At 73.0% G+C, this 26,150-nt stretch carries 28 protein-coding genes; 7 read left to right on the top strand and 21 right to left on the bottom strand.

The annotated features are described in order from the left end of the window. Positions 1-341 precede the first annotated feature (341 nt). The 6 genes from IE198_RS08185 to IE198_RS08160 are packed head-to-tail and all read left to right on the top strand — an operon-like array spanning position 342 to position 7,215. Positions 342-1,643 (top strand): ADP-ribosylglycohydrolase family protein, encoded by a 1,302-nt coding sequence (locus IE198_RS08185; protein WP_189884409.1) that lies wholly within the window; start codon positions 342-344, stop codon positions 1,641-1,643. 56 nt (positions 1,644-1,699) lie between these two features. Then, a complete protein-coding gene (locus IE198_RS08180; protein ID WP_189884246.1) occupies positions 1,700-2,899 on the top strand; it encodes an ADP-ribosylglycohydrolase family protein in 1,200 nt (399 codons plus the stop codon). Then, complete coding sequence (locus tag IE198_RS08175) at positions 2,896-4,302, top strand: ADP-ribosylglycohydrolase family protein (protein WP_189884244.1); 1,407 nt, start codon at positions 2,896-2,898, stop codon at positions 4,300-4,302. Before IE198_RS08180 ends, IE198_RS08175 begins: the two co-directional genes overlap by 4 nt. Further along, complete coding sequence (rbsK, locus tag IE198_RS08170; protein ID WP_189884242.1) at positions 4,299-5,186, top strand: ribokinase; 888 nt, start codon at positions 4,299-4,301, stop codon at positions 5,184-5,186. Before IE198_RS08175 ends, rbsK begins: the two co-directional genes overlap by 4 nt. Then, entirely contained in the window at positions 5,183-6,388 is a 1,206-nt protein-coding gene (locus tag IE198_RS08165; protein ID WP_189884240.1) for a CaiB/BaiF CoA transferase family protein, read from the top strand. The genes rbsK and IE198_RS08165 overlap by 4 nt, the downstream gene beginning before the upstream one ends. Continuing rightward, entirely contained in the window at positions 6,385-7,215 is an 831-nt protein-coding gene (locus IE198_RS08160) for an HpcH/HpaI aldolase/citrate lyase family protein (RefSeq protein WP_189884238.1), read from the top strand. The genes IE198_RS08165 and IE198_RS08160 overlap by 4 nt, the downstream gene beginning before the upstream one ends. 283 nt (positions 7,216-7,498) lie before the next feature. Here the strand turns inward: IE198_RS08160 and lgt are convergent, their stop codons facing one another. The 11 genes from lgt to hisI all read right to left on the bottom strand — a co-directional run bounded on the left by lgt (position 7,499) and on the right by hisI (position 16,983). Continuing rightward, entirely contained in the window at positions 7,499-8,446 is a 948-nt protein-coding gene (lgt, locus tag IE198_RS08155; protein ID WP_189884237.1) for a prolipoprotein diacylglyceryl transferase, read from the bottom strand. A 165-nt stretch (positions 8,447-8,611) separates the two neighbouring features. After that, positions 8,612-9,469 (bottom strand): DsbA family protein, encoded by an 858-nt coding sequence (locus IE198_RS08150; RefSeq protein ID WP_189884234.1) that lies wholly within the window; start codon positions 9,467-9,469, stop codon positions 8,612-8,614. Between the two features lie 63 nt (positions 9,470-9,532). Then, the gene (gene trpA / locus IE198_RS08145) at positions 9,533-10,348 is read right to left on the bottom strand and encodes a tryptophan synthase subunit alpha (RefSeq protein ID WP_189884232.1); all 816 of its coding nucleotides are present in this window, start codon (positions 10,346-10,348) and stop codon (positions 9,533-9,535) included. Further along, positions 10,345-11,637: a tryptophan synthase subunit beta gene (trpB, locus tag IE198_RS08140; RefSeq protein WP_189884230.1), complete on the bottom strand. Its 1,293-nt coding sequence runs from the start codon at positions 11,635-11,637 to the stop codon at positions 10,345-10,347. Before trpB ends, trpA begins: the two co-directional genes overlap by 4 nt. Before the next feature lie 381 nt (positions 11,638-12,018). After that, positions 12,019-12,255 (bottom strand): tryptophan biosynthesis modulator TrpM, encoded by a 237-nt coding sequence (gene trpM, locus IE198_RS36310; protein WP_373299798.1) that lies wholly within the window; start codon positions 12,253-12,255, stop codon positions 12,019-12,021. A 7-nt stretch (positions 12,256-12,262) separates the two neighbouring features. Beyond that, a complete protein-coding gene (trpC, locus tag IE198_RS08135) occupies positions 12,263-13,072 on the bottom strand; it encodes an indole-3-glycerol phosphate synthase TrpC (RefSeq protein ID WP_189884228.1) in 810 nt (269 codons plus the stop codon). 115 nt (positions 13,073-13,187) lie between these two features. Continuing rightward, positions 13,188-13,550 carry a DUF2752 domain-containing protein gene (locus IE198_RS35050; RefSeq protein ID WP_373299797.1) on the bottom strand — a complete coding sequence of 121 codons (363 nt, stop codon included), beginning with the start codon at positions 13,548-13,550 and terminating at the stop codon, positions 13,188-13,190. Between the two features lie 529 nt (positions 13,551-14,079). Then, on the bottom strand, positions 14,080-14,334 hold the full coding sequence (locus tag IE198_RS08125; RefSeq protein ID WP_189884225.1) for an HGxxPAAW family protein: 255 nt from the start codon (positions 14,332-14,334) through the stop codon (positions 14,080-14,082). A gap of 125 nt (positions 14,335-14,459) precedes the next feature. Then, positions 14,460-15,107 carry a TIGR02234 family membrane protein gene (locus IE198_RS08120; RefSeq protein WP_189884223.1) on the bottom strand — a complete coding sequence of 216 codons (648 nt, stop codon included), beginning with the start codon at positions 15,105-15,107 and terminating at the stop codon, positions 14,460-14,462. Continuing rightward, on the bottom strand, positions 15,107-16,609 hold the full coding sequence (locus IE198_RS08115) for an anthranilate synthase component I (protein ID WP_189884221.1): 1,503 nt from the start codon (positions 16,607-16,609) through the stop codon (positions 15,107-15,109). Before IE198_RS08115 ends, IE198_RS08120 begins: the two co-directional genes overlap by 1 nt. Positions 16,610-16,620: 11 nt before the next feature. Then, positions 16,621-16,983 carry a phosphoribosyl-AMP cyclohydrolase gene (gene hisI, locus IE198_RS08110; protein WP_100106657.1) on the bottom strand — a complete coding sequence of 121 codons (363 nt, stop codon included), beginning with the start codon at positions 16,981-16,983 and terminating at the stop codon, positions 16,621-16,623. 84 nt (positions 16,984-17,067) lie between these two features. On the opposite strand from hisI, the gene IE198_RS08105 reads away from it, so the two are divergent. Further along, positions 17,068-17,700 carry a TIGR03085 family metal-binding protein gene (locus IE198_RS08105; protein ID WP_189884219.1) on the top strand — a complete coding sequence of 211 codons (633 nt, stop codon included), beginning with the start codon at positions 17,068-17,070 and terminating at the stop codon, positions 17,698-17,700. A 684-nt stretch (positions 17,701-18,384) separates the two neighbouring features. On the opposite strand, the gene IE198_RS08100 is transcribed toward IE198_RS08105, so the two are convergent. The 10 genes from IE198_RS08100 to hisD form a co-directional block, all read right to left on the bottom strand. Beyond that, positions 18,385-19,713 carry a PucR family transcriptional regulator gene (locus IE198_RS08100; protein ID WP_189884217.1) on the bottom strand — a complete coding sequence of 443 codons (1,329 nt, stop codon included), beginning with the start codon at positions 19,711-19,713 and terminating at the stop codon, positions 18,385-18,387. Between the two features lie 471 nt (positions 19,714-20,184). Continuing rightward, the gene (gene hisF / locus IE198_RS08095; RefSeq protein ID WP_189884215.1) at positions 20,185-20,940 is read right to left on the bottom strand and encodes an imidazole glycerol phosphate synthase subunit HisF; all 756 of its coding nucleotides are present in this window, start codon (positions 20,938-20,940) and stop codon (positions 20,185-20,187) included. Beyond that, complete coding sequence (locus IE198_RS08090) at positions 20,937-21,350, bottom strand: RidA family protein (protein WP_189884213.1); 414 nt, start codon at positions 21,348-21,350, stop codon at positions 20,937-20,939. The genes hisF and IE198_RS08090 overlap by 4 nt, the downstream gene beginning before the upstream one ends. Then, positions 21,347-22,072, bottom strand: a complete 726-nt coding sequence (gene priA, locus IE198_RS08085) for a bifunctional 1-(5-phosphoribosyl)-5-((5-phosphoribosylamino)methylideneamino)imidazole-4-carboxamide isomerase/phosphoribosylanthranilate isomerase PriA (protein ID WP_189884211.1) — start codon at positions 22,070-22,072, stop codon at positions 21,347-21,349. The genes IE198_RS08090 and priA overlap by 4 nt, the downstream gene beginning before the upstream one ends. Further along, positions 22,072-22,722 (bottom strand): imidazole glycerol phosphate synthase subunit HisH, encoded by a 651-nt coding sequence (gene hisH / locus IE198_RS08080; protein WP_189884209.1) that lies wholly within the window; start codon positions 22,720-22,722, stop codon positions 22,072-22,074. The genes priA and hisH overlap by 1 nt, the downstream gene beginning before the upstream one ends. After that, entirely contained in the window at positions 22,719-22,886 is a 168-nt protein-coding gene (locus IE198_RS08075) for a CG2302 family histidine operon protein (protein ID WP_189884207.1), read from the bottom strand. Before IE198_RS08075 ends, hisH begins: the two co-directional genes overlap by 4 nt. After that, on the bottom strand, positions 22,883-23,005 hold the full coding sequence (locus IE198_RS36070; protein WP_268246464.1) for a hypothetical protein: 123 nt from the start codon (positions 23,003-23,005) through the stop codon (positions 22,883-22,885). Before IE198_RS36070 ends, IE198_RS08075 begins: the two co-directional genes overlap by 4 nt. Beyond that, positions 23,002-23,598, bottom strand: coding sequence for an imidazoleglycerol-phosphate dehydratase HisB (gene hisB / locus IE198_RS08070; RefSeq protein WP_100106664.1), 597 nt, complete (start codon positions 23,596-23,598; stop codon positions 23,002-23,004). The genes IE198_RS36070 and hisB overlap by 4 nt, the downstream gene beginning before the upstream one ends. Next, entirely contained in the window at positions 23,595-24,716 is a 1,122-nt protein-coding gene (locus tag IE198_RS08065; protein WP_189884205.1) for a histidinol-phosphate transaminase, read from the bottom strand. The genes hisB and IE198_RS08065 overlap by 4 nt, the downstream gene beginning before the upstream one ends. Then, positions 24,713-26,035 carry a histidinol dehydrogenase gene (gene hisD / locus IE198_RS08060; protein WP_189884204.1) on the bottom strand — a complete coding sequence of 441 codons (1,323 nt, stop codon included), beginning with the start codon at positions 26,033-26,035 and terminating at the stop codon, positions 24,713-24,715. The genes IE198_RS08065 and hisD overlap by 4 nt, the downstream gene beginning before the upstream one ends. Between the last annotated feature and the right edge of the window lie 115 nt (positions 26,036-26,150).

Below are 26,150 nucleotides of genomic sequence, written 5' to 3'. Positions count from 1 at the left end.
GGTCCGCCCCCTACAGGGAACGCACCCCCGAGCCCGGGGCGGCCGGCGCCCCGGGTCAGCCCTCCGGCGGGGGGCCGGGTGCCGTCCGGGACCTGACGCGGGCGGCAACGGTCGCCGGGCCAGGGCTTCTGGAAGGAACGTTCGCCGGTCTGGCAGCCGCGCCGGGCACGCCACCCGCCGGCCGCGCGACCGCGCCGCAGCTCGCCTCCGGATGCGAAACGCCGGAGGCGACGCCCGCCGGGCACGGGACGACCACCGGCCGGACGGCGGTGCCGGCCCGGACGGCGACGACACCCCTCGCGCACACCGCCGCGGCGGGGGACGGTCAGGCCGGGGGCACCATGGCGCCGCGTCGCCCACCGGTGGACGGCGCCCCGTCGGAAGGCGGCGCAGACCGGCGCGGTCCGCGGTACACGGGCCGGATTCACGGTATCCGGGCAGACACGGTCGGTGCCGGCGCGCAACGCGGCCCGCGCGACGAGGTCCTCCCAGCACTCGGAGACGATCGGCGGCGTATCGAGGGGCTGCTCCTCGGGCTCGCGGCCGGTGACGCCGCCGGATGGCCGGCCGCCCGGCACCGGGCCGCGCGCATGCCCGAGTGGACGCGGCGCCTCACCCGGGAGCTCGACACCTTCGCCGAACAGAACGCCACGACGACCCTCCCCGTCCCCATCGCGCTCAACCAGCCGCCGGAGCCGCTCCGGCTCGGCCCCTCCGACGACGCCGAATGGGCGGCGTTCGCCGCGCAGACCGTGCTCACCGCCGCCGGGGAGCTCTTCCACCACCTCGCCCCGGCCCGCCGTATGCGTGCCGCGATCGACCTCGCGTGGAACTCGCTCGCCGGTCAGGTCGCCGCGGCCGCTGAGCGCGCGCCAGAGGTCGAGTCCGCCGTACTTCCCCTGCGTGCCCGGATCTCCGTGCGCGCGGGGCTCGGCAATCTGGCGACCGGGCTGCGCCCCCCGGCGACCGGCCACGACAATCCGCACTACTTCGACGACGCCGCCTGTGTGCGGGCCGTCGTGCTCGCCGTGGTCCACCCGGGCGATCCGGCCGGCGCCGCCGTGCTCGCCGAGTTCGACGCCCGGTACACCCAGGACGGCGACGGGGTGCACGGCGCCCGCGCCATGGCCGCCGCCGTCGCCGCCGCGCTCGGAGGCGCCGGCGTGGACGACGCCGTCGACGCCGCGCTCGCCGAACTCCCCGAGGCCACCGAGATCGGCCGTAACGCGCACCATGCCGTCAAGCTGGCCCGCGACGCGTCGGGCGCGTTCGAACTCGTACCCCTGCTCGAGCACCAGATCGTCGACCACGTCTACAGCTACGGCATCGCGGCCGCGGAGACCGTACCGGTCGCGCTTGCCGTCGCCACCGCCGCGCGCGGCAAGGTCGCGGAGGCTGTGCCCACGGCCGTCTGTCTCTCCCGTGTCGCGGACTCCGCCCCCGCTCTCGCGGGCGCGCTGACCGGAGCGCTCGGTGGCGGCGCGGCCATGCCCATCACATGGCGGGACGCCTGCCGGACGCTCGCCGGCTGCGCGCTGCCCCGCCTCGCCGGGACGGATCTCGTGGAGCTCGCCGCGCTGCTCGAAGCCGCGCTGTGCCCTGCGACAGGGCGGGCGACCGGCCCCCTGTCCGGCGCGGGTTGACCGAAACCCGGCGCGAGGTCCGCCGAACACAGCCACCCCAGGTGGACAATTCGGACATGACGACGACTACGGCGGTGACGAACACGGCCGCGGAAGCGGCGGCCCCGACTCTCCCACTCGACGACCGGATCACCGGCAGCCTGGTCGGAGCGGCTGTCGGCGACGCCCTCGGCGGCCCCGTCGAGGGTTACGCGCCCGACCAGATCCTGGAGCGCCACGGCGGGCGGGTCAGCGGCATCGTCGGCCCGTGGCACGGGGAGGACTGGCGCACCGCCCGCCCGATCGCCCCGTACCACAAGGGCGACGGCCACATCACCGACGACACCCTGATGACCCACGCGCTGATCGGGGTGTACGCCACGGTCCGCGACCACCTCGACGCGTACGCCGTGGCCGACCACCTCGTCCCCGATCTCATCACCAACCCGCGCTGGATTCCCGAGCTCGAGGCCGAGGCCATTCCCCTGCAGCGGCTGTTCCTCGCCGAGAAGTGGCTCGTCGCGCGGCTGCACTACGGACACCACGACCCGCGCGAAGCGGGCACGGGAAACATCGTCAACTGCGGTGCCGCGATGTACATGGCGCCGGTCGGCCTGGTCAATGCGGCCAACCCGGCGGCCGCGTACGCCGAGGCCATCGACATCGCGGGAGCGCACCAGTCCTCGTACGGGCGGGAGGCGGCCGGGGTGTTCGCGGCGGCCGTCGCCGCGGCGTGCCTGCCGGGCGCCACGCCCACGTCGGTCGTCGAGACGGCGATGGCCCTGGCGAAGGACGGCACCCAGGCGGCGATCGAATCGGTGGCGGAAGCGGCCGCGCGGTACACCGACTTCGAGTCGGCGCTGGTACCGCTGCGGGCGGCGGTCGCGCCCTTCGACACCGTCGGCCCCGACTACCGGGCACCGTCGCTGGGCGCCCGCCGCCCCTCCCGCCTCCACTCCATCGAGGAACTCCCGATCGCGCTCGGCATGCTGCTCGTCGGCGGCGGCGACTACCGCCGTACGGTCCTGTCGTCCGTCAACTACGGCCGCGACTGCGACTCGATCGCCACGATGGCGGGGGCGATCGTGGGCGCGTTGAACGGCGCGGCGGCCGTACCGGCCGAGTGGGCCAAGCGGGTCGCGGAGGCAAGCCGTGTCGACCTGCACGCACCGGCCGCCGAACTGGCCGATGTGACAAGGGAGATCTACGCCCTGGACAGGGAGCGGCGCCGGGCCCACGAGGCGGCGTTCACCTCCCTGACGGTCACCGCGCGATGACAGGAACGCTGCGTCTGACCTGGGTGCAGCCGGAGGATCTGATCGGCCACGAACTGCGCCAGGCGGAGGAGGACGGCAGGGACGTGGCCGCCGTCCGCGACCGATGGCTGAGGGCGGGCGGGACACCGGCTCCGGAGCGCGCGGGCGCGTCGCCAAGGCCGGTGTCACCGGAATTGCGCGCACTGGCAGAGCAGCTGCTGGACGAGCTGGCCCGACTGCCTTCCCCGCTGGCAGGGGACGAGCCGACGTCCCTGTCCCTGATCCGCGCGTCGCGCGCCGGAGTCCGGGGGGCCGGCGAAGCGTCGGACGAGGACGCGGCATCCGACCAACGGCCCGGGCGGAACCGCGGGCTCGAGGACGTGCTGCACGCCGCGTGGCTCGGGCGCGCCGTCGGGTGCCTGCTGGGCAAGCCCGTCGAGAAGCTGCCGCTGCACGCGATCCGTGACATCGCCCGCGCCACCGGCAACTGGCCGCTCACCACCTGGTTCACCGCCAGGGGCCTGCCGGAGGAGCTCGCCGCCGCCCACCCCTGGAACCGGCGCAGCGCGCCGAACTCGCTCGCCGAGAACATCGACGGCATGCCGGAGGACGACGACCTCAACTACCCCCTCCTCGGTCTTCTGCTCCTCCAGCGGCACGGCAGGGACTTCACCACCACCGACGTGGCACGGCTCTGGCTGGACGAGCTGCCCGCGGGGCGGACGTTCACCGCGGAGCGCGTCGCCTACCGCAACCTCCTCTGCGGCATCGAGCCGCCGCACACCGCCTGTCACCGCAACCCGTTCCGTGAGTGGATCGGCGCCGCCATCCGTGCCGACGTCCACGGCTGGACCAATCCCGGCGCCCCCGCGGCCGCCGCCGCCCAGGCGTACCGGGACGCGGCACTCACCCACACCGCGAACGGTGTGTACGGCGCCATGTTCACCGCGGCCGCCGTCGCCGCGGCGGCCGCCGGCAGCGTCGATGTGCACGGGGCGATCGCCGCCGGGCTGACCGTCGTCCCGCCCCGCTCGCGTTACGCCGCAGCCGTGCGCTCGGGCGTCGAAGCGGCCCGCGCCCACGCCGACTTCGCCGACGTCGTCGACAGCATCCACCGCCAGTACGGCGCTTACCACTGGGTCCATGTCCTCCCCAACGCCACACTGCTCGCCGCCGCCCTCACCCACGCCGACGGCGATTTCACCGGCTCCATCTGCCGAGCCGTCTCCGGGGGACTCGACACCGACTCCAACGGTGCGACGGCCGGTTCGCTCGCCGGCCTGCTGGCCGGACACCCGGGCGCCCTGCCCGACCGCTGGACCGCCCCGCTGAAGAACCGGCTCGCGACCTCCGTCGCCGGCTTCGACGGCGTCGGCTTCGACACCCTCGCCCGTCTCACGCTCAAGGAGGCCCACCGCCCATGACCGGCATCGTGGTGCTCGGCAGCACCAACATGGACCTCGTCGCCTTCGTCGCGCACGCGCCGAAGCGCGGGGAGACCGTCACCGGACGCGAGTTCCGTACGATCCCCGGCGGCAAGGGCGCCAATCAGGCCGTCGCCGCCGCCCGCGCCGGAGGTGAGGTCGCGATGATCGGCGCGGTCGGCTCCGACGCCTTCGGCCCGCAACTGCGCCACACGCTCGAGTCCTGCGGTGTCGACACCGACCTGCTCAGGACCACCGAAGGTCCCTCCGGCACGGCGCACATCGTCGTCGACGACGAGGGCGGCAACGCGATCGTCGTCATCCCCGGCGCCAACGGCACCGTTACCTCCCTCGCCCACGGGGAGGAGGCCCTCATCGCCACCGCCGACACCCTGCTCCTCCAGCTCGAACTCCCGCTCAGCGCTGTGCTCGACGGTGCCGAGGCGGCCCGCCGCCACGGGGTGCGGACCGTCCTCACGCCCTCCCCCGCCCAGCCACTGCCGCCCGAACTCCTCGCCGCCACCGATCTGCTGGTCCCCAACGAGCACGAGGCCGCCACGATCACCGGCATCGCCGACCCGCACTCCGCGGCGCAGGAACTGCTGCGCCAGGTCCCCGCGGTGGTCATCACCCTCGGCTCGGCGGGCTGCCTCTACGCCGCCCGCGACACCGAGCCGATCACCGTCCCCGCTCCTTCGGTGACGGCCGTGGACACCACCGCGGCGGGCGACACCTTCGTCGGCGCCCTCGCCGTGGCGCTCGGCGAGAAGAAACCGGTCACGCAGAGCCTGGCCTGGGCCTGCACGGCCGCCGCCCTGTCCGTCCAGCACCCGGGAGCGTCCTCCTCCATGCCGTACCGTTCCGAGATCGACGCCGCCTCATGAGCGCCTCCTCCTCTGCGCCCCTTCCGCTGCGGGGTCTGCGCGTCCTCGACCTCGCGACCCTCTTCGCCGGCCCGCTGTGCGCCACGATGCTCGGCGACTTCGGCGCCGAGGTCATCAAGGTGGAGCACCCCACCCGCCCGGATCCCTCACGTGGCCACGGGCCCGCCAAGGACGGTGTCGGCCTGTGGTGGAAGGTCCTCGGCCGCAACAAGCGGAACGTCACCCTCGATCTGTCAGCCCCGGGCGGGCGGGACACCTTGCTGCGTCTCGCCGCGACCGCGGACGTGGTGGTCGAGAACTTCCGCCCCGGCACCCTGGAGAGATGGGGACTCGGCTGGGAGGAACTGAGCGAGGCCAACCCCCGGCTGGTCCTCACCAGGATCACCGGCTTCGGGCAGTTCGGCCCGTACTCCCACCGGCCCGGCTTCGGCACGCTCGCCGAGGCCATGAGCGGTTTCGCCGCCGCCACCGGCGAACCGGAAGGCCCGCCGACGCTGCCCCCCTTCGGTCTCGCCGACTCCGTCGCCGCCCTCGCCGCCGCCTACGCCGTCATGACCGCGCTCACCGCCCGCGCCACCACCGGCCGCGGCCAGGTCGTCGACCTGGCGATCATCGAACCGATCCTGGCGATGCTCGGACCGCAGGCGCTCTGGTACGACCAGCTCGGATACGTACAGCCACGCACCGGGAACCGCTCCCGCAACAACGCCCCCCGCAACATCTACCGCACCGCGGACGGCAGTTGGCTGGCCGTCTCCACCTCCGCCCAGTCCGTCGCCGAACGCGTCATGCACCTGGTGGGCCGGCCCGAGTTCGTGGACGAGCCCTGGTTCGCCTCCGGCAGCGGCCGCGCCGAGCACGCCGCCGAACTCGATGCCGCCGTCGGCGGCTGGATCGCCCGCCGCACCCGGGACGAGGCAGTCGACGCCTTCGAGAAGGCGGAGGCCGCGATCGCTCCCGTCTACGACATCCGCGACGTCATGGACGATGCCCAGTACCGGGCGCTGGGCACCATCACCGAAGTCCCGGATCCGGAGCTCGGCCCGCTGCGTATGCAGAACGTGCTCTTCCGGTTGTCGGAGACCCCTGGCGGCATCCGGTGGGCGGGCCGTCCGCACGGCGCCGACACCGAAGAGGTCCTGGCCGAAGTCGGCCTGACGCCTGCCGACATCACCGCACTACGCACCCAAGGGGCGCTATGACCATCCCTCTCACCTGGCTCTACGTCCCCGGCGACCGCCCCGAGGTAGTACGCAAGGCGCTCGCCTCCGACGCCGACATCGTCATCGTCGACCTGGAGGACGCCGTCGCCCAGGGGCGCAAGCCGTACGCCCTCGACGCCACGGTCGAACTGCTGTCGGCTCCCCAGCCTGTCCCCGTACATGTCCGCATCAACTCCCCCCATGAGGTGGAGGCCCTCGCCGAGCTGCCGGGCCTCAGTGCACTGCGTATCCCCAAGGTCGCATACGCCACTGACGTCCAGCAGATCGCGGCCCGTGCACCGGGCGTCCCGCTGTACCCGCTCATCGAGTCGGCGCTCGCGGTGGAGCACGCGTACGCCATCGCCACGGCGCACGACGCGATCGCCGGTATCGCACTCGGCGAGTCCGATCTCCGGGCGGACCTCGGACTGCGCGGCGACGCCGGTCTGGACTGGCCGCGCACCCGTACGGTGCTGGCAGCCAGGGCCGCCGGTCTCGCGCCGCCGCCCCAGTCGGTCTTCCCCGACATCCTGGACCTCGACGGCCTCTACGCCTCCTGCTCCCACGGCCGCTCCCTCGGCTTCCTGGGCCGCGCGGCCATCCATCCGCGGCAGTTGCCCGTCATCGAACGGGCCTTCTTGCCGACCCGGGAGGAGATCGAGGCGGCCGAGGAGATCGTCAAGGCTGCCGCGGCAGACGCGGGAGCGCTGGCGTTGCCGGACGGCCGCTTCGTGGACGCGGCGGTGGTGGCGGCGGCCCGTCGGACGCTGGCGCTGGCGGAGCGGGAGGGCGAGGGCGAGGGCGAGGGCGAGGGCGAGCGGGACTGACGGGGGCGGCGCCTCAATCCCCGCCGGCGATTGAGGCGCGGGCCCCGGGCGCGGGCCCCGCCAGGACCGACCGGCTCTGAGGGCGCCTCCGCCGGCCGCCAGGCCATGGGGGTGGCCGGAGGTGCGAGCGCCCACCGGCACCGCGAGCCAACGGGGGCCCGGGGGCGGAGCCCCGGAAACACAGTGCGGGGCGCGGGTCCGGGCCGGGGCCCGGTTGGGAAAAGGGCGGGATGGGGGGTTGGGGGTGGGGGAAGGCACGCCGCAGGCGCGCGGCGCACCACCGTCACGCCTTGCCCGGCGACTCCGCCGCATCAGCCGCATCCGCCGGCGACGCGTCCTCGGACTTCGCCGTACCGGCCTCGTCCTGCGGAGCGCCGTCCTCCGGATCCGCCGCCTCGTCGCGCTTCGACAGTTCCGCCACCGACGGCTCCACCACTTCCTCGCGTCCCGGCCGCAGCCGCGACGAGATCACGATGTACGCGACCGCCAGCAGGAAGAGCAGAATCGAGGTCCAGACGTTCAGCCGCAGGCCGAGGATGTGGTGCGCCTCGTCGACGCGCATGTACTCGATCCAGCCGCGGCCGACGCAGTACGAGGCGACATACAGCGCGAACGCCCTGCCGTGACCCAGCTTGAAGCGCCGGTCGGCCCAGATGACCAGCAGCGCGACGCCGATGCACCACAGGGACTCGTACAGGAACGTGGGGTGGTACAGGCCCGCCTCGCGGTTCGCGCCCTCGCTGATCTTCAGTGCCCAGGGCACGTCGGTCTCGCGGCCGTACAGCTCCTGGTTGAACCAGTTGCCCCAGCGGCCGATCGCCTGAGCGAAGGCGATACCGGGCGCGAGGGCGTCGGCCCAGGCGGGCAGTGGGATACCGCGGCGGCGGCAGCCGATCCAGGCGCCGACCGCGCCCAGCGCGATCGCGCCCCAGATACCGAGGCCGCCCTCCCAGATCTTGAAGGCGTCGACCCAGTTCTCACCTTCGCTGAAGTACAGCTGGTAGTCGGTGATCACGTGGTAGAGCCGGCCGCCGACCAGGCCGAACGGCACGGCCCAGACAGCGATGTCGGCGACCGTCCCGGCCTTGCCGCCCCGGGCGACCCAGCGCTTGTTGCCGTACCAGACGGCTACGAAGACGCCGATGATGATGCAGAACGCGTAGCCGCGCAGCGGAAGCGGTCCGAGATGGATCACTCCGGTCGACGGGCTGGGAATGTAGGCGATGTCCATGGCAGGACCGACGCTACCCTGCCGGGCGGGAGGGACGGCAACCCACCCGGCAACGTCTGGGTAACGGGCCAGGTCCCGGGCCGGTTCGGGCCGGGGCCGCGGACGGCGGCACCCGCCGAACCGTTGACGCGAGGACCGGCCGGGCCCGCCCGTGTGTGTCCCGCGTCAGGAGGCCGACGCCTCCGGGCTCGTGCTCCCGTCCCCGCCCTGTGCGGCCGGGCGCTCGCTGCCCGGCGGCTTGTTCTCGTTCGCCTCCTTGACCCACTTCTTGAAGTTGGCGACGGAGATCTGCTCCTTGCCCTTGGTCGGGAAGATCGACTCTCCGTTGAGCAGGACGGTCGGGGTGCCGCGGAAGCCGCCCGCCTGGAAGGCGTCGTTCGACTTCTTGACCCAGACGTCGTGCTTGCCCTCATCCACACAGCTGCGGAACGCGGGCGTGTCGAGGCCCTCGACCTTGCCCGCGAGCTCGATCAGCCTGCCGTTGTCGGCGAAGGCGTCGTCCGGCTCCGGCGGCTGGTTCATGTAGAGCACGTCGTGGTACGGGGCGAACTTTCCGGCGTCCTGGGCGCACGCCGCCGCGTTCGCCGCGCGCAGGGAGCCGCTGCCGCCCATGTTCCCGTCGATGATGGTGGCGAGGTGGTACTCGATCTTGATCTGGCCGGCCTGCTCCAACTCGTGGATCGTGTCCCGCAGAGCGTTCTCGAACTGGGCGCAGGCGGGGCAGCGGAAGTCCTCCCACACGGTGAGGGTGGACGGGGCGTCCGTCGCGCCGACCGGGATGGCGACCTGCTCCTCGCCCTGTACGCCGCTCGGCGCGAGCAGCGGCCCGGCCTCCGTGGCGCCACCGTCCTCCTTGCCGCTGTTGGCCGCGATCAGACCGACCACCGCGGCCAGCCCGAGCACGCCCACGACGGCCGACGCCACGATCAGGGTCCTCCGGCGCTTCTCGCGTGCCTTGTCCCGCGCCCGTTCCTGCTGGAGTCGCTCGCGGGCGACCCGCCTTCGCTCTTGGTTCTCGCTCACACCCCGCAAACGAACCGGGGAGGCGCGGGCGCGCCTCCCCGGTCACTGATCCACTCGTACGAGCTACGCCGTACCGCGCACCCCCCGGGACAGTTCGCCTGCCAGTTCCCGTACGGCGGCGACGGCCGCGTCGTTGTCGGCGGCGTCCAGCATCCGCTTGACGAACGCCGAGCCGACGATCACACCGTCCGCGAAGGCCGCGACCTCCGCGGCCTGCGCCGGGTTCGACACACCGAGGCCCACGCAGACCGGAAGGTCCGTCGTGGCGCGGGTGCGGCGCACCAGGTCCTGAGCCTGTTCACCGACCGACTCACGGGTGCCGGTGACACCCATGAGCGACGCCGCGTAGACGAAGCCGGAGCCTGCTGCGGTGATCCGGGCGAGGCGGGCGTCCTTGCTGCTCGGCGCGACGACGAAGACGGTGGCGAGGCCGTGCTTCTCGGCGTGCTCCCTCCACAGCCCGGCCTCCTCCACCGGCAGGTCGGGCAGGATGCACCCGGCGCCGCCCGCCTCGGCCAGCTCGGCGGTGAACCGCTCGACGCCGTAGCGGTCGATCGGGTTCCAGTACGTCATCACGAGGACCGGCTTGCCGGTGGCCTCGTGCGCCTCACGGACCGTACGCATCACATCCGCGATCCTGACGCCGCCGCGCAGGGCGATGTCGTCGGCGGTCTGGATGACCGGGCCGTCCAGGACGGGGTCGCTGTGCGGCAGCCCGACCTCCACCACGTCTGCGCCGCCGTCGAACGCGGCCTTGACCGCCTCGATGCCGACGTCCACGGTCGGGAAACCGGCGGGCAGGTACGCGATGAGCGCCGCCCGGTTCTCGTTCCTCGCCGCGGCGAGGGCACTGTTCAGCAGTTCGATGTTGCCGCTCACTTCGCGTCCCCCTGGATCTCGGCGGCGCCGTTGTCGGCCGACGCGTCGGCCTCCACCCGGGCGTCGGTGTCGTACAGCCCGAAGTAGCGGGCGGCGGTGTCCATGTCCTTGTCGCCCCGGCCGGAGAGGTTGACCAGGATCAGCCCGTCCTTGCCGAGCTCACGGCCGAGGTCGAGCGCGCCGGCCAGCGCGTGCGCCGACTCGATGGCCGGGATGATGCCCTCGGTCCGGGAGAGCAGCCGCAGGGCCTGCACCGCCGCGTCGTCGGTGACCGCGCGGTACTCGCCGCGGCCCGAGTCCTTCAGGTACGAGTGCTCGGGGCCGATGCCGGGGTAGTCCAGGCCGGCCGAGATCGAATACGGCTCGGTGATCTGGCCCTCGTCGTCCTGGAGGACGTAGGAGCGGGAGCCGTGCAGGATGCCCGGCTCGCCCGCGGTCAGGGTCGCCGCGTGCTCACCGGTCTCGATGCCGTGGCCGGCGGGCTCGCAGCCGACCAGCCGGACGCCGGCGTCCGGGATGAACGCGTGGAACAGGCCGATGGCGTTCGACCCGCCGCCGACGCAGGCGACGGCCGCATCGGGCAGGCGCCCCGCCCGCTCGAGGATCTGGCGCCTGGCCTCGACGCCGATGACGCGGTGGAAGTCACGCACCATGGCGGGGAAGGGGTGCGGGCCCGCAACCGTGCCGAAGAGGTAGTGGGTGCGGTCCACATTGGCCACCCAGTCGCGGAACGCCTCGTTGATGGCGTCCTTGAGGGTGCGGCTGCCGGACTTCACGGCGACGACCTCGGCGCCGAGCATCCGCATCCGGGCGACGTTCAGCGCCTGCCGCTGGGTGTCGATCTCACCCATGTAGATCGTGCAGTCGAGGCCGAAGAGGGCGCAGGCTGTGGCGGTTGCCACGCCGTGCTGCCCGGCGCCGGTCTCCGCGATGACGCGGGTCTTGCCCATCCGCTTGGTGAGCAGGGCCTGGCCCAGCACATTGTTGATCTTGTGGGAACCGGTGTGGTTCAGGTCCTCCCTCTTGAGGAAGACCCGCGCGCCGCCGGCGTGCTCGGCGAACCGGGGCACCTCGGTCAGGGCGCTGGGGCGGCCCGTGTAGTCGACCATGAGCGCGTCGAGCTCGGCGGCGAAGGCCGGGTCGGACTTGGCCTTGTCGTACTCGACGGCGACCTCGTCGACGGCGGCGACGAGGGCCTCGGGGATGAATTTGCCGCCGAAGGCACCGAAGTAGCCGTCGGCGTTGGGAACTTGACCCTCCGGGTCAGGAATGAAGTAGTCGCTGGACATGGCGACGGTTCTCCCTTGTCGGGGCGGGGCCCCGGGACGTGTCGGGTATGGGGGCGAAGTGCGCGCACGGGGCCGCTGCGCGGGGCCGTTTCCTGCCCCACCCTGCCGAACCGGGCTCCGTCCGGACCCTTACCGCCCTGCGGGCGGCGTACCGCGCTCCGCGCGGTGTCCTCGGACTCCCCCTACGGCCGGAGCCCTAGGGGCACCTCTCACGCCGCCAGGCGTGGGAGGAGTACCCGCGGACCGGCTGCACATGCAGCCGGCCCTGCCGCGTTCGAGGCGCGGGTACGGGATGGGTCCCCCAGGCCACCGGGCCCGAGGAAGAAGCCCCCGGTTACGGGAAAGAGCGGGGTAGGGACAAGCAGACCCGCAGGAAACGGCCTAGTGGCCGGTGCGCGCAGGCGCGCCGCGCCATCGCATGCCGTTGACCTGCCCCGGCTCGTCCCCGATCACGTACCGCACGCGCCGCCCGTGCACCCGCCGCGCCGGTGCCCGGCAGCCGCGCGGGCGGCAGCCACGGGCGAGGCGCGCATACGGATCGCGGGGCGCTCCGGACGCCGCTCCCGCGTACGCGGGCGTAGCCGCGAGCGGTTCGGAGCGGCGGCAGGCAGCGGTCATGTCCGGCTCAGCTCCGACCGTGCCGCAGCGCCGGGTGCGCCCCCGCGGCCACCAGGTCGGCGACAGCCGACTTGGGGTCGCGACCGGTCACCAGGGACTCGCCGACGAGAACGGCGTCGGCGCCGGCGTTGGCGTAGGCGATCAGGTCGTGCGGGCCGCGCACACCCGATTCGGCGATCTTGACGATATGGGCCGGGATCTCGGGGGCGACCCGCTCGAAGGTGGAGCGGTCCACCTTGAGGGTCTTGAGGTCACGCGCGTTGACGCCGATGATCTTCGCCCCGGCGTCGACGGCGCGCTCGGCCTCCTCCTCGTCGTGCACCTCGACCAGCGGGGTCAGCCCGATCGATTCGGCCCGCTCGATCAGCGAGACCAGGGCCTCCTGGTCGAGCGCGGCGACGATCAGCAGCACGACGTCGGCGCCGTACGCCCGCGCCTCCCACAGCTGGTAGGCGGTGACGATGAAGTCCTTGCGGAGCACCGGGATGTCGACTTTGGCGCGCACGGCCTCGAGGTCGGCCAGCGATCCGCCGAAGCGGCGCTCCTCGGTGAGCACGGAGATGATGGCCGCACCGCCCGCCTCGTAGTCGGCGGCGAGCCCGGCCGGGTCGGCGATCGCGGCGAGCGCGCCCTTGGACGGGCTGGAGCGCTTGACCTCGCAGATCACCTTGACGCCTTCGCCGCGGAGCGCGGCGACGCCGTCCTTGGCCGCGGGAGCCTTGGCGGCGCGCTCCTTGAGCTCGTCGAGGCTGACACGCGCCTGCCGCTCTGCCAGGTCGGCGCGCACACCTTCGATGATCTCGTCGAGCACACTCACGCGAGCGGCCCCCTTCCGGGACGGTGTTGATGGAACAGGATCAGCCATCTCGATGGTATCCGCAGCAGCGCCCAGGGATCGCATCCGGTGGGTGCCTGTCCCACTACCTGGGACTTCATGGCGCGAGCGCGGACCCGAACGGCAGGTTCCGCACCACGCTGAAGATCATCAGCGCACCGCCCGCCGCCCACCACCAACCGGTGGAGAGACCGATCCTCAGCGGACGGTTCTGCAGGGCGCGAATCAGCCACACCACCCACACGACGGCGAACACGGCGTAGCCGACCGTGGCGGCGGCGTTGGCGCCGAACGCGGTGGCCAGGTCGCCGTGGATGAACGCGTGGGCGCTGCGCAGTCCGCCGCAGCCGGGGCAGTAGATGCCGGTGATGCGCAGCAGCGGACAGACGGGGTAGTGGCCGGGTTCGTTCGGATCGACGGTCCCGACGTATGCGAAGGCAGCCGCAACACCGGCGATCACGCCGAGCGGCGCGGCCAGGCGTCGCGCCGGGGACGCGTGTGGCGCGCGGAGCGTGGCGGACCCGTCTGCCGGGCCCCGTCCGCCCCGGGCCCCGGCCGGGGCGGGCGCCGGAGCCCGGCCGACGGGACCGCCCTCCCGGCCCGTACCGGCAGCAGCGCCGCCCCGCGCCCCGGGCCCGATGGACGCGTGCCGGGGCGGTACGCCGGCCCGGTCGGCCGGCGCGCCCGGCGCAGGAGGCCCCACCGGGGCGGGTCTGCCGTGCGAGGCCGTGGCGGGCGTCGCCTCCCGGCCCAGGGCGCCGGACGCGGCGGCCGGACCCGCGGGAGGGCCGCCGCGGGCGCCGGACGCGGCAGCCGGACCGGCCGGAGGCCTGTCCGCCGGGGCGGGCGGCCCGGCGGGCGCTCCCTGGGCGGGGCGGGGGGTGGGGGAAGAAGGCGTGGCGTCCACGCGGTGATTGTCCACGTTCAACGGCAGCGGCGCAGCCCGGTCGAACCGGGCTGCGCCGTCGTGCGACATCTGCTCTGCCGGGTCAGACCGCCGCGCGCTCCCGGGCAGCCGCGCGGTCGCGGGCCTCCAGCACCTCGTCGGACTCATTCGGCGTGCCGAGGCCGGCCATCTTCATCGCGCCGCCGACGACCGCGCCGAGCAGGATGAGGGCGAAGCCGGCCCAGAAGCCCGCCGGGCTGTTCGCCACCATGAAGACGCCTGCGACGCAGAAGCCGATGAAGGCGATGATGCTGCCGGTCCAGGCGGCCGGGGTGTGTCCGTGGCTGCTGCCCGCCATGAGTTGCTCCTCGTTTCCAGTGCGATGTCGTGAGCCGGTGCTCGTGCTGAGCCGGACGCTCGCTGTCATTCTTCCGTACGCCGGGATGGGCGCCGACCTGGGGTCGGATCAGGACCCGATCAGGGTCATCCCTCGCGTGTCGGGTCCTCGCCGCGGTCCAGGGCCTTCCACAGGTCCTCGGGGCGGTCGGGGTCGACCGGGCGCTCCTGGCGGGCGCGGGGGCTGCCGTCTCGTTCGTAGCGGCCCGACATGGACGGCCAGGCTCGGCCGTACCGGAGGGCGAGGAGTCCGGCGAGAAGGATCAGCACACCGCCGGCTGCGGTGACGTAGGGCCAGATCGTGTGCGAGAGCGCCTCGACGGTGGCGGCCGCGTCGCCGGTGGTGCGGGCGGCCTCCGCGTCGAGCGCGCCGGTGTCCGACGCGCCGAGGAGCGCGGCCGTGGCGACACCGGCGCCGCTCAGGGACAGCAGCGCGGCGACGAGGAGCCGGCCGGCTCGGCGCACCGCGAAGACGGCGACCAGCGCGGCCAGGCCGACGATGGCGAGCGCAGTGGGCACGCCGGTGACGTCGGAGCCGCTGGCGTCGAGGGAGACGGATCCGCCGCCGACCGACGCGGCGCCCTCTGCCCAGATCCGGCCGGCGGCGAGCAGGACGACGGTCGCGCCGGCGGCGCCGAGGAACAGGGCGGCGGCCAGGCTGCGGCGGCTGCTCGTGGCGGCCGTCGCGGCTGCGGCTCGGGGCTGGGGTACGGGTACAGCGCTCACGCGCCCCACTATCCCTTACCGCCCGTCCGATCACCCAGGCGGTTGGCGGTGTGGACGGCGCGCAGCACCGCGGCGGCCTTGTTGCGGCACTCCGTGTCCTCGGCGACCGGGTCGGAGTCGGCCACGACACCGGCTCCGGCCTGCACATACGCCGTGCCGTCGCGCAGCAGGGCGGTGCGGATGGCGATGGCGGTGTCGGAGTCGCCCGCGAAGTCCAGGTAGCCGACGGCGCCGCCGTACAGCCCGCGACGCGAGGGCTCGAGCTCGTCGATGATCTGCATGGCGCGCGGTTTGGGCGCACCGGAGAGAGTGCCCGCGGGGAAGCAGGCGGTGAGCACGTCGAAGGCGCTGCGGCCGTCCGCCACCCTTCCGGTGACGGTGGAGACGATGTGCATGACGTGGGAGTACCGCTCGATCGACATGAAGTCGACGACCTCGACGCTGCCGGGCTCGCAGACGCGACCCAGGTCGTTGCGGCCGAGGTCGACGAGCATCAGGTGCTCGGCGCGCTCCTTCGGGTCGGCGAGCAGCTCCTCCGCGAGGTCGTGGTCCTCCTGGGGCGTGGCCCCGCGCGGGCGGGTGCCGGCGATGGGGTGGACCATGGCCTGCCCGTCCTCGACCTTGACCAGTGCCTCGGGGCTGGAGCCGACGACGTCGAAGCCGTCGAAGCGGAAGAGGTACATGTACGGCGACGGGTTGGTGGCCCGCAGGACGCGGTAGACGTCCAGCGCGCTCGCCGTGCACGGGGTCTCGAACCGCTGCGAGGGCACCACCTGGAAGGCCTCGCCGGCCCGGATGCGCTCCTTGATGTCCTCGACGGCCGCCTGGTAGTCCGTGCCACCCCACAGCGCGGAGAACTCCGGCAGCTCGGAGGCGGGCAGCGCGGCCGGCGAGGAGGCGAGCGGCCGCGCCAGGTCGGCCTCCATGGCGTCGAGGCGGGCGACGGCGCCGGCGTACGCCTCGTCCACCCCGGTGTCGAGGTCGTTGTGGTTGATCGCGTTGGCGATCAGCAGGACCGTGCCGTCCCAGTGGTCGAGAACCGCGAGGTCGGAGGTGAGCAGCATGGTCAGCTCGGGAAGCTCGAGGTCGTCGCGCTCGCCCGGGCCGATCCTCTCCAGCCGCCGCACGATGTCGTAGCCGAGGTAGCCGACCATGCCGCCGGTGAAGGGCGGCATCCCGGAGGCGAGGTCGCGCGGAGTGTGCAGGACCTCGACGGTCTCCCGCAGGGCGTGCAGCGGATCGCCGTCGAGCGGGACGCCGACGGGCGGGTTGCCCAGCCAGTGCGCCTGCTCCTCACGGACGGTCAGCGTCGCGTCGGAACGTACGCCGATGAAGGAGTAGCGCGACCAGGAGCGGCCGTTCTCCGCCGACTCGAGCAGGAACGTGCCGGGGCGCTCCGCAGCCAGCTTGCGGTACAGCCCGACAGGGGTGTCGCCGTCCGCGAGAAGCCGGCGGCTGACAGGGATGACGCGGCGGTCGGCGGCGAGCTTGCGGAACGTCTCGGGATCCATGGCGCCAGACCCTACTTGTCCAGCAGTACGTCGGCGTCGAAGCAGGTGCGGGCCCCGGTGTGACAGGCGGCACCGACCTGGTCGACCTTGACGAGGACGGTGTCGGCGTCGCAGTCCAGGGCCACGGACCTGACGTGCTGGACGTGACCCGAGGTGTCGCCCTTCACCCAGTACTCCTGACGGCTGCGCGACCAGTAGGTGCAGCGGCCGGTGGTCAGGGTGCGGTGCAGCGCCTCGTCGTCCATCCAGCCGAGCATCAGCACCTCACCGGTGTCGTACTGCTGGGCGATGGCGGGAATCAGCCCGTCGGGGCTCCGCTTGAGGCGGGCGGCGACGGCCGGGTCGAGGCTACTGGCGGGGACACTGCTGGTCATACCGCCATTGTGCCGTGCCGAAGTCGGTGGACGGGCGGTGCGTCCACTGGGCGGACCCGTTGCCCCCGCCGTACGCTGACGGCCATGTCGACCCATGCCAAGCGTGAACGGCTACTGCTCGCGGACCTGTTGGAGGCGGTCGGCCCGGACGCGCCGACCCTGTGCCACGGCTGGCGGGCCCGGGAACTCGCCGCCCATGTGGTGATGCGCGAGCGGCGGCCCGATGCGGCAGGCGGGATACTGCTCCGCGCTCTCAAGGAGAGGGCTGAGCGGATCCAGGCCGAGCTCGCCGCGAAGCCGTACGACGAGCTGGTCCACCTGATCCGTACCGGACCGCCGCGGATGTCCCTGTACGGGATCAAGCAGATCGACGAGGCCGCGAACACGGTGGAGTTCTTCGTGCACGCGGAGGACGTACGGCGGGCGCAGCCGGAGTGGACTCCGCGCACCCTGGACCGTGTCTTCGAGAACGTCCTGTGGTCGCGACTCGAGAAGGCCGCCCGGCTGCTCTGCCGCAAGTGCCCCGTCGGGCTGGTGCTGCGCAGGTCCAACGGCCAGACGGTGGTGGCCCACAAGGGCACTCCGGTGGTGACGGTGACCGGCGAGGCGGGCGAACTGACCCTGTTCGCGTTCGGCCGGCAGGAGGCGGCGCGGGTCGACCTGGACGGCGAGAAGGACGCGGTCGCCCGGCTGCGCGACACCACGCTCGGGTTCTAGCCTCCACCCGCCCTCCGGGCGGTCAGCGGCCCTGTGCCCACTCGGCGGACGGCTCGTTCGTGTCCCGGGGCACGACCTGGGACACGGGGCCCGTCCACCGTGTCTCGAGCCGACCACGGCCAGCAGGAAGCCGGCCGGGACGGTGACCGGCCCAGCCCGGGATCTGGAGCGGGAACCAGGGAAGTCACGGTCGGGGAAGAGCGAGGCCGGCCTGCCGGAGGCGGCCGGTGAGCAGGCCGTCACCACGGCGATCAGCGGCAGCGTCCCGTACACCGCCCAGCGCACCCCGGCGGCCGTGAAGTGTGGGTGGAACAGCGCGTACAGGAGCACCGGCGGCAGCACGGAGGCGGCCGCGGCGAGCCAGAACGAGAGCAGCACCTGCGGGTTGCGTCCGCAGGTCTGTGTCGGGACGAACACGGGGAGGGCTCCGACGGCGGCGACCGCCCGGCGCGCCAGGCGCATCTCGCCGGCGATCGAGCGGCGCCCCCGGGCGCCCTGGCCCGACGGCCCGGCCGGGGGCGCCCCCGGCCGCCCTGGCCCGACGGCCCGGCGGGGGTGTACATGGGACGACCTACCGGATACGTCACCCATGGGGCCGGTGCTGCGTACAGCGATCGGCCCGGCTTCGGTGCCGGCGCACAGGCCGGGGCCGTGCGAGGTGTGCGGCGGCACACCCCGACTGCCTCAGGACTCCAGCAGTCGGCGAGCGGTGAGGGCGAGCGAGACCTCGACGACGTCGGACGGCCGGGACAGCGAGCGGCCGGTGAGCTGTTCGAAGCGGCGGAGCCGGTTGAGGACCGTGTTGCGGTGGCAGTAGAGCCGGGTGGCCGCGCGCTGGGCGGAGCCCTCGGCGTCGAGCCAGGCCCTGAGGGTTTCGACGAGGAGGTCGCGGTCGGCGGGGTCGATCCCGTACAACGGGCCCAGCACGCGCTCGGCGAGCGCCCGGCCGAGGTTCGGGGAGGAGACGACGACGGCGGCGGGAAGGTGGTCGTCGAGGAGCACGACACCGCCGCTGCGGGGGCACGCCTGCAGCGCGGTGCCGGCGAGCCTTCGGCCCTCGCCGATCGCGGCGAGCCCGATGACCTCCGAGCCGATGCCCACCCGTACGCCGGGTGCGGCGCGCAGTTGGGCAGCGAGCGCGGCGGGGTCCACAGGGCCCGCGGCGCGCGTTTCGCCTTCCGGGGCGTCGGCCAGGCCGTCGAGGGGCCGGGCGCCTGCCCCCCGCCCCTCGGCCGCCAGATGCACGATGCCCAGTTCCGCCTCCGGGGTGGGGTGCCACACCACGGGTGTGCCCGGCGGGAGGGTGACCGGCGGGCCGGCCGAGTGCGGACGGGGCGCGACGGCCGCGATCACCACGAAGCGGCCGTCCTCCGGGACGCCGAGCAGCGCCGACGCGTCGGGCAGGTCGGTGATGCGGGCCGTCCCGTCGAGCAGTGCCGCGGTCGTCAGCCGCAGGCGGTTCTCGCGGCGCCACGCCATCCGGCGTTCGGCCTCCCGGTAGGCGTCGGCGACGATGGCACAGTGCTCGTCGACGAAATTCCAGACGTCCGCCGCGACATGGACGAGCAGCCGTATGTCCTCGGGGTGGCGCCGCGCGGTCTCGTCCACCAGGCCCTGCCACACCATCGCACCGCCCATGCGGAACGCGTGCAGCACCGCGTCGAGCGGGACACCCTGCTCGGCACGGGAGGCGCCGATCATCCGCGAGGTGCGCCGGGCGATGTCCCGGCACTCCCGGGGACGGATCAGGGAGGCCACGTTGTGCAGGAGCGACTGGTGGACCTCCTGCCACACCTCGGACTCGTCGGCCTCGATCGCCGCCCGGTAGGCGGGCTCCTGTCGGCGCAGCTCGCCGACCAGGGCGGTGGTCAGACCGGCGACGTCGTCCAGCAGAACCTGCGCCGCACGGTGCAGTACGGCGATCGCCTCCGCGTCCAGCAGGGAGCGGGTGCGGGGCAGAGCCGCGTGTGTCGCGGGCACTGCCCTGACGCGCGAACGTACGAGATTCGACATGGGCGGCCTCCACCAGGAGTCGGCTCGCTCCGGCGCGGCGCGGGACACGCAGCCGCCGGATCTACCTGACGTTCGCAGAATGGCATACCGCCCGGTCGGTACCCAGGGTTTTGCGGCATTCTTCTCATCACGGTCCAGCAACGCGCCGGTACGGCCTCAGGGGCAGGAGCACTGGACCGCGGCCGGCAGCCGCCGGTTCCCCGCTGCCCACCCGCGCAGTTCGCCCCGTACGACGGGCGTCCGCCCGGTCCGTCAGCGGGTCGAGCAGCGCTCCGGCGGCGGTGTCGTCGAGCGGTCCGAGCCGTAGCCGCGGCCGGCCGGTGGAGGCGTCGCGGCTACCGGCCCGCCGGCGGAGAGCAGGACCGCGGCACGGTCGCCGGGCGCGAGGCGGCGCGCCGGGAACCCGGCACATCGGCAGGTCCACCGGTCCTGCCGACCCGGCCGCGCGGCGGCCGGGTCGGTCACAAACCCTCAGCGGACCTGGTGGCCCGCCTCCCGCAGCGTCTCCTTGACCTGCGAGATCCGCAGGTCACCGAAGTGGAACACCGACGCCGCGAGCACCGCGTCCGCACCCGCGCCGACGGCCGGCGGGAAGTCGGCGAGCCGGCCGGCGCCGCCGGAGGCGATCACCGGGACCGTGACGTGCTTGCGGACGGCGGCGATCATCTCGGTGTCGTAGCCGTCCTTGGTGCCGTCGGCGTCCATGGAGTTCAGCAGGATCTCCCCGGCCCCCAACTCGGCGGCGCGGTGGGCCCATTCGACGGCGTCGATGCCGGTGCCCCTGCGGCCGCCGTGCGTCGTCACCTCGAAGGAGCCCTGTGGGGTGCGCCTGGCGTCGACGGAGAGCACCAGCACCTGGCGGCCGAACCGCTCGGCGATCTCGCGGATCAGTTCGGGGCGTGCGATCGCCGCCGTGTTGACGCCCACCTTGTCCGCGCCCGCGCGCAACAGCTTGTCGACGTCCTCGGCGCTGCGCACGCCGCCGCCGACGGTGAGCGGGATGAAGACCTGCTCGGCGGTGCGGCGCACCACGTCGTAGGTGGTCTCCCGGTCGCCGGACGAGGCGGTGATGTCGAGGAACGTCAGCTCGTCGGCGCCCTCCGCGTCGTACAGCTTGGCCATCTCGACGGGGTCGCCCGCGTCGCGCAGGTTCTGGAAGTTGACGCCCTTGACCACCCGGCCCTTGTCGACGTCCAGGCAGGGGATCACCCGTACCGCGAGGGTCATTCGGCATCTCCATCGGTTCCGGCCGGCCGGTACGCCTCGACCTCCACCTCGACGACCAGCGAGGGGTCGACGAAGCCGGAGACCACGAGCATCGACGCGGCCGGCCGGACCGCGCCGAAGATCTCCTTGTGCGCGCGCCCGACCTCGTCCACGTCGCGGGCGTGCGTGATGTACATCCGGGTGCGCACGACGTCCTCGGCGCCCAGCCCGAGCTGCTTCAGCGCGTCGATCGCCACGCCGAAGGCGGTGACCGTCTGCTCGTACGGGCTGCCGGCGGCGATCTCGCCGCCGACGATCGACGTGCAGCCGGAGACCAGGACCAGCCCGTTCGGGAGCTGGACGGCGCGGGAGTAGCCGAAGGACTCCTCCCAGGGGCCGCCGGAGTTCAGCCGGCGTACGGAACCGGTCATTCGGACACCGCCGCGAGGGCCTCCTCGAGCGTGAACGCCTTGGCGTACAGGGCCTTGCCGACGATGGCACCCTCGACGCCGTCGGTGACCAGGGAGGCGAGGGCCCGCAGGTCGTCGAGACTGGACACACCGCCGGAGGCGACGACCGGCTTGTCGGTGGCGGCGCAGACGTTCCTCAGCAGCTCGAGGTTGGGGCCCTGGAGGGTGCCGTCCTTGGCGATGTCGGTGACGACGTACCGGGCGCAGCCCTCGGAGTCGAGGCGGGCGAGGGTCTCGTACAGGTCGCCGCCGTCGCGGGTCCAGCCGCGGCCGCGCAGTGTCGTGCCGCGTACGTCGAGACCGACGGCGATCTTGTCGCCGTGCTCCGCGATGACCTTGGCGACCCACTCGGGGGTCTCCAGCGCCGCGGTGCCGAGGTTGACGCGGCGGCAGCCGGTGGCGAGCGCGGCCTCCAGCGACGCGTCGTCGCGAATGCCGCCGGACAGCTCGACCTTGATGTCCATGGCCCCGGCGACCTCCGCGATCAGCTTGCGGTTGTCGCCGGTGCCGAAGGCGGCGTCCAGGTCGACGAGGTGGAGCCACTCGGCTCCGGCGCGCTGCCAGGTGAGCGCGGCCTCGAGGGGCGAGCCGTAGGACGTCTCGGTACCGGACTCGCCATGGACGAGGCGGACGGCCTGACCGTCGCGGACGTCGACTGCGGGAAGGAGTTCAAGCTTCGGCATCAGAGCGTCTCGATCCAGTTCGTTAGCAGCTGGGCGCCGGCGTCGCCGGACTTCTCGGGGTGGAACTGGGTGGCCCACAGGGCACCGTTCTCCACGGCGGCGACGAACCGCTCGCCATGCTCGGCCCAGGTGACCTGGGGTGCGCGCATGGCCGGGTTGGTGACTTCCAGACCCCACTCGTGCACCGCGTAGGAGTGCACGAAGTAGAACCGGGCGTCGTCGTCCACGCCGGCGAAGAGCCGGCTGCCGGCGGGGGCCTCGACCGTGTTCCAGCCCATGTGCGGCACGACGGGGGCCTGGAGCGGTCCGACGGTGCCGGGCCACTCGTCGAGGCCCTCCGTCTCCACGCCGTGCTCGATGCCGCGGGCGAAGAGGATCTGCATGCCGACGCAGATGCCCATGACGGGGCGTCCGCCGGACAGCCGGCGGTCGATGATCCATTCGCCGCGGGCCTTCTTCAGGCCGTCCATGCAGGCGGAGAAGGCGCCGACGCCGGGGACGAGCAGTCCGTCGGCGTTCATCGCCTTGTCGTAGTCGCGGGTGATCTCGACGTCGGCACCGACACGGGCGAGCGCGCGCTCGGCGGAGCGGACGTTGCCGAACCCGTAGTCGAAGACGACGACCTTCTTCTGTGGCGTCGTTGTGGTCATCCCCAGATCCCCTGAATCCGCATCACACCGGCGATCAGACACATCGCGGAGGCCCCGGCGAGCAGCACGACGGGCCCCTTCGGCATCTTCTGCTTGGAGAACGAGTACACACCGCCGGCGAGGAACAGCCCGACGACGATGAGAATGGTCGACAGGCCGGTCACCGTGTCTCCTCGATCGCTTCTCCGCCCGCGCCGGGGGTACCGCCCGCCGAAGGCAGGGGGAGCGAAGGCGCGGGCATCGTGTTCGTCAGCAGCCCGGCGGCCGCGCGTGCGTCGCTCACAACGCACCCTTCGTGGAAGGCAGGATGCCCGCCGCGCGAGGGTCGCGCTCCGAGGCGTACCGCAGTGCACGGGCGAGCGCCTTGAACTGGCACTCCACGATGTGGTGGGCGTTGCGCCCGTACGGGACGTGGATGTGCATCGCGATCTGCGCCTGGGCGACGAAGGACTCGAAGATGTGCCGGGTCATCGTCGTGTCGTAGGCGCCGATCATCGGCGCCATGTTCTCCGGCTCGGTGTGCACCAGGTACGGGCGGCCCGACAGGTCGACGGTGACCTGGGCCAGGGACTCGTCCAGCGGCACGGTGCAGTTGCCGAAGCGGTAGATGCCGACCTTGTCGCCCAGGGCCTGCTTGAAGGCGGCACCGAGCGCGAGGGCGGTGTCCTCGATGGTGTGGTGGGTGTCGATGTGCAGGTCGCCGTCGGTCTTGACGGTGAGGTCGAAGAGGCCGTGCCTGCCGAGCTGGTCGAGCATGTGGTCGTAGAAGCCGACGCCGGTGGCGACATCGACCTTGCCGGTGCCGTCGAGGTCGATCTCGACGACGACCGAGGTCTCCTTCGTGGTGCGCTCGACCCGTCCTACGCGGCCGCTCATGAACTGTGCTCCTTCTTCAGTGCGCGAACCGCATCGAGGAACGCGTCGTTCTCTTCGGGCGTGCCCGCGGTGACCCGCAGCCATCCCGGTACGCCGTTGTCGCGGACCAGCACGCCCCGGTCGAGGATCTGCTGCCACACCGCGTGGGCAGCCCCCTCGCCGTCGAATCGCCCGAACTGCACGAAGTTGGCGTCGGACTCGGTGACCTCGTAGCCGATGGCCCGCAGCTCCGCGACCAGCCGGTCCCGCTCGGTCTTCAGCTGCTCGACGTACCCGAGCAGCGTATCGGTGTGCTCGAGGGCGGCGAGCGCGGTGGCCTGGGTGACGGCGGACAGGTGGTACGGCAGGCGCACCAGCTGGACGGCGTCGACCACGGCGGGGTGCGCCGCCAGATATCCGAGGCGCAGTCCGGCGGCGCCGAACGCCTTGGACATGGTCCGGGAGATCACCAGGTTCGGGCGGCCCTCGATCAGCGGCAACAACGAGGGGCGGTGGCTGAATTCCACGTACGCCTCGTCGACGACCACCAGCGACGGCTTCGCCGCCTGCGCGGCCTCGTACAGGGCGAGGACCGTGTCGGCGTCGACGGCCGTGCCGGTGGGGTTGTTCGGCGAGGTGATGAACACCACGTCCGGACGGTGCTCGGCGATCGCCGCCTGTGCCGCGGCGGTGTCGATGGTGAAGTCCTCGCCGCGCGGGCCGGAGATCCAGCCTGTGCCGGTGCCGCGCGAGATCAGGCCGTGCATCGAGTACGACGGCTCGAAGCCGATCGCGATGCGGCCCGGACCCGCGAAGGTCTGCAGCAGCTGCTGGATGACCTCGTTGGAGCCGTTGGCGGCCCAGACGTTCTCGCGGGAGACCGGGTGGCCGCCGGTACGGGTGAGGTAGCGGGCCAGCTCGGTGCGCAGTTCGACCGCGTCCCGGTCGGGGTAGCGGTTGAGCTCGCGGGCCGCGTCGCGCACCCGCTCCGCGATGCGCTCGACCAGCGGCTCCGGCAGCGGGTACGGGTTCTCGTTGGTGTTCAGCCGGACCGGGACGTCGAGCTGGGGCGCGCCGTAGGGGGACTTGCCGCGCAGCTCGTCGCGGATGGGGAGGTCGTCGATGGTGAGGTCGGTCACTGCCCCGGCACCTTCCACTCGAAGCGGGCCTTGAGGGCGGCGCCGTGCGCCGGCAGGTCCTCGGCCTCGGCGAGCGTCACCACGTGGTGGGTGATCTCGGCGAGGGCGTCCCGCGTGTAGTCCACGATGTGGATGCCGCGCAGGAAGGACTGGACGGACAGGCCGGAGGAGTGGCAGGCACAGCCGCCGGTGGGCAGGACGTGGTTGGACCCGGCCGCGTAGTCGCCCAGCGAGACGGGGGCCCACGGGCCGACGAAGACCGCGCCCGCGTTGCGGACCCGGGCGGCGAGAGCGGCGGCGTCGGCTGTCTGGATCTCGAGGTGCTCGGCGCCGTAGGCGTTGACGACCTTCAGTCCGTCCTCGATGTCGGAGACGAGCACGATCGCGGACTGCCGCCCGCTGAGCGCCGGCTTGATCCGGTCCTCGACGTGCTTGGTCGCGGCGACCTGCGGCTCCAGCTCCCGCTCGACCGCGGCGGCCAGCACCTCGGAGTCGGTGACCAGGACGGCGGCGGCCAGGGGATCGTGCTCGGCCTGGCTGATCAGGTCGGCGGCAACGTGGACCGGGTCGGCGGTGTCGTCGGCGAGGACGGCGATCTCGGTGGGACCGGCCTCCGTGTCGATGCCGATCCGGCCGGTGAAGTAGCGCTTCGCGGCGGCGACCCAGATGTTGCCCGGGCCTGTGACCATGTTCGCGGGGGCACAGGTCTCGGTGCCGTACGCGAACATCGCGACGGCGGTGGCGCCGCCGACCGCGTACACCTCGTCGACGCCGAGCAGCGCGCAGGCGGCGAGGATCGTCGGGTGCGGAAGGCCCGCGAACTCCTTCTGGCCCGGCGAGGCCAGCGCGATCGACTCGACGCCCGCCTCCTGCGCCGGGACCACGTTCATGATCACGGAGGAGGGGTAGACCGATCGGCCGCCGGGCGCGTACAGGCCGACGCGGTCGACCGGCACCCATTTCTCGGTGACGGTGCCGCCGGGGACGACCTGGGTGGTGTGCTCGCTGCGGCGCTGGGCTCGGTGCACGATCCTGGCCCGGCGGACGGACTCCTCCAGTGCGGCCCGCACCTCGGGGTCGAGCTCGTCGAGCGCCCTGGCCAGGGCGGAGGCGGGCACCCTCACCTGGTCGAGCCGGACGCCGTCGAACTTCTCCGCGTACTCGATCAGCGCCGCGTCGCCACGATGATGCACGTCCTCGCAGATCGGCCGCACCTTCTCCAGGGCGGCTTCCACATCGAACTCGGCACGGGGCAGCAGGTCGCGCAGAGCGCCACCCTCGGGGAGGGCGTCGCCGCGCAGATCGATTCGAGAGATCACGTAGACAATTCTCTCAGACCGAATCCGGCCCCTGTTTTTCCGTATCACTGGCTGATATGCCCCACCCGTCTCCCGGCCACCACCTCTCATCGAGGCGCAAAAGCGCCACCCCTGT

The organism is Streptomyces xantholiticus (assembly GCF_014651015.1).
GTDB classification, from domain to species: domain Bacteria; phylum Actinomycetota; class Actinomycetes; order Streptomycetales; family Streptomycetaceae; genus Streptomyces; species Streptomyces xantholiticus.
The sequence above is the reverse complement of the archived record's forward strand: the minus strand, read 5'-3'. Positions and strand labels throughout refer to the sequence as shown.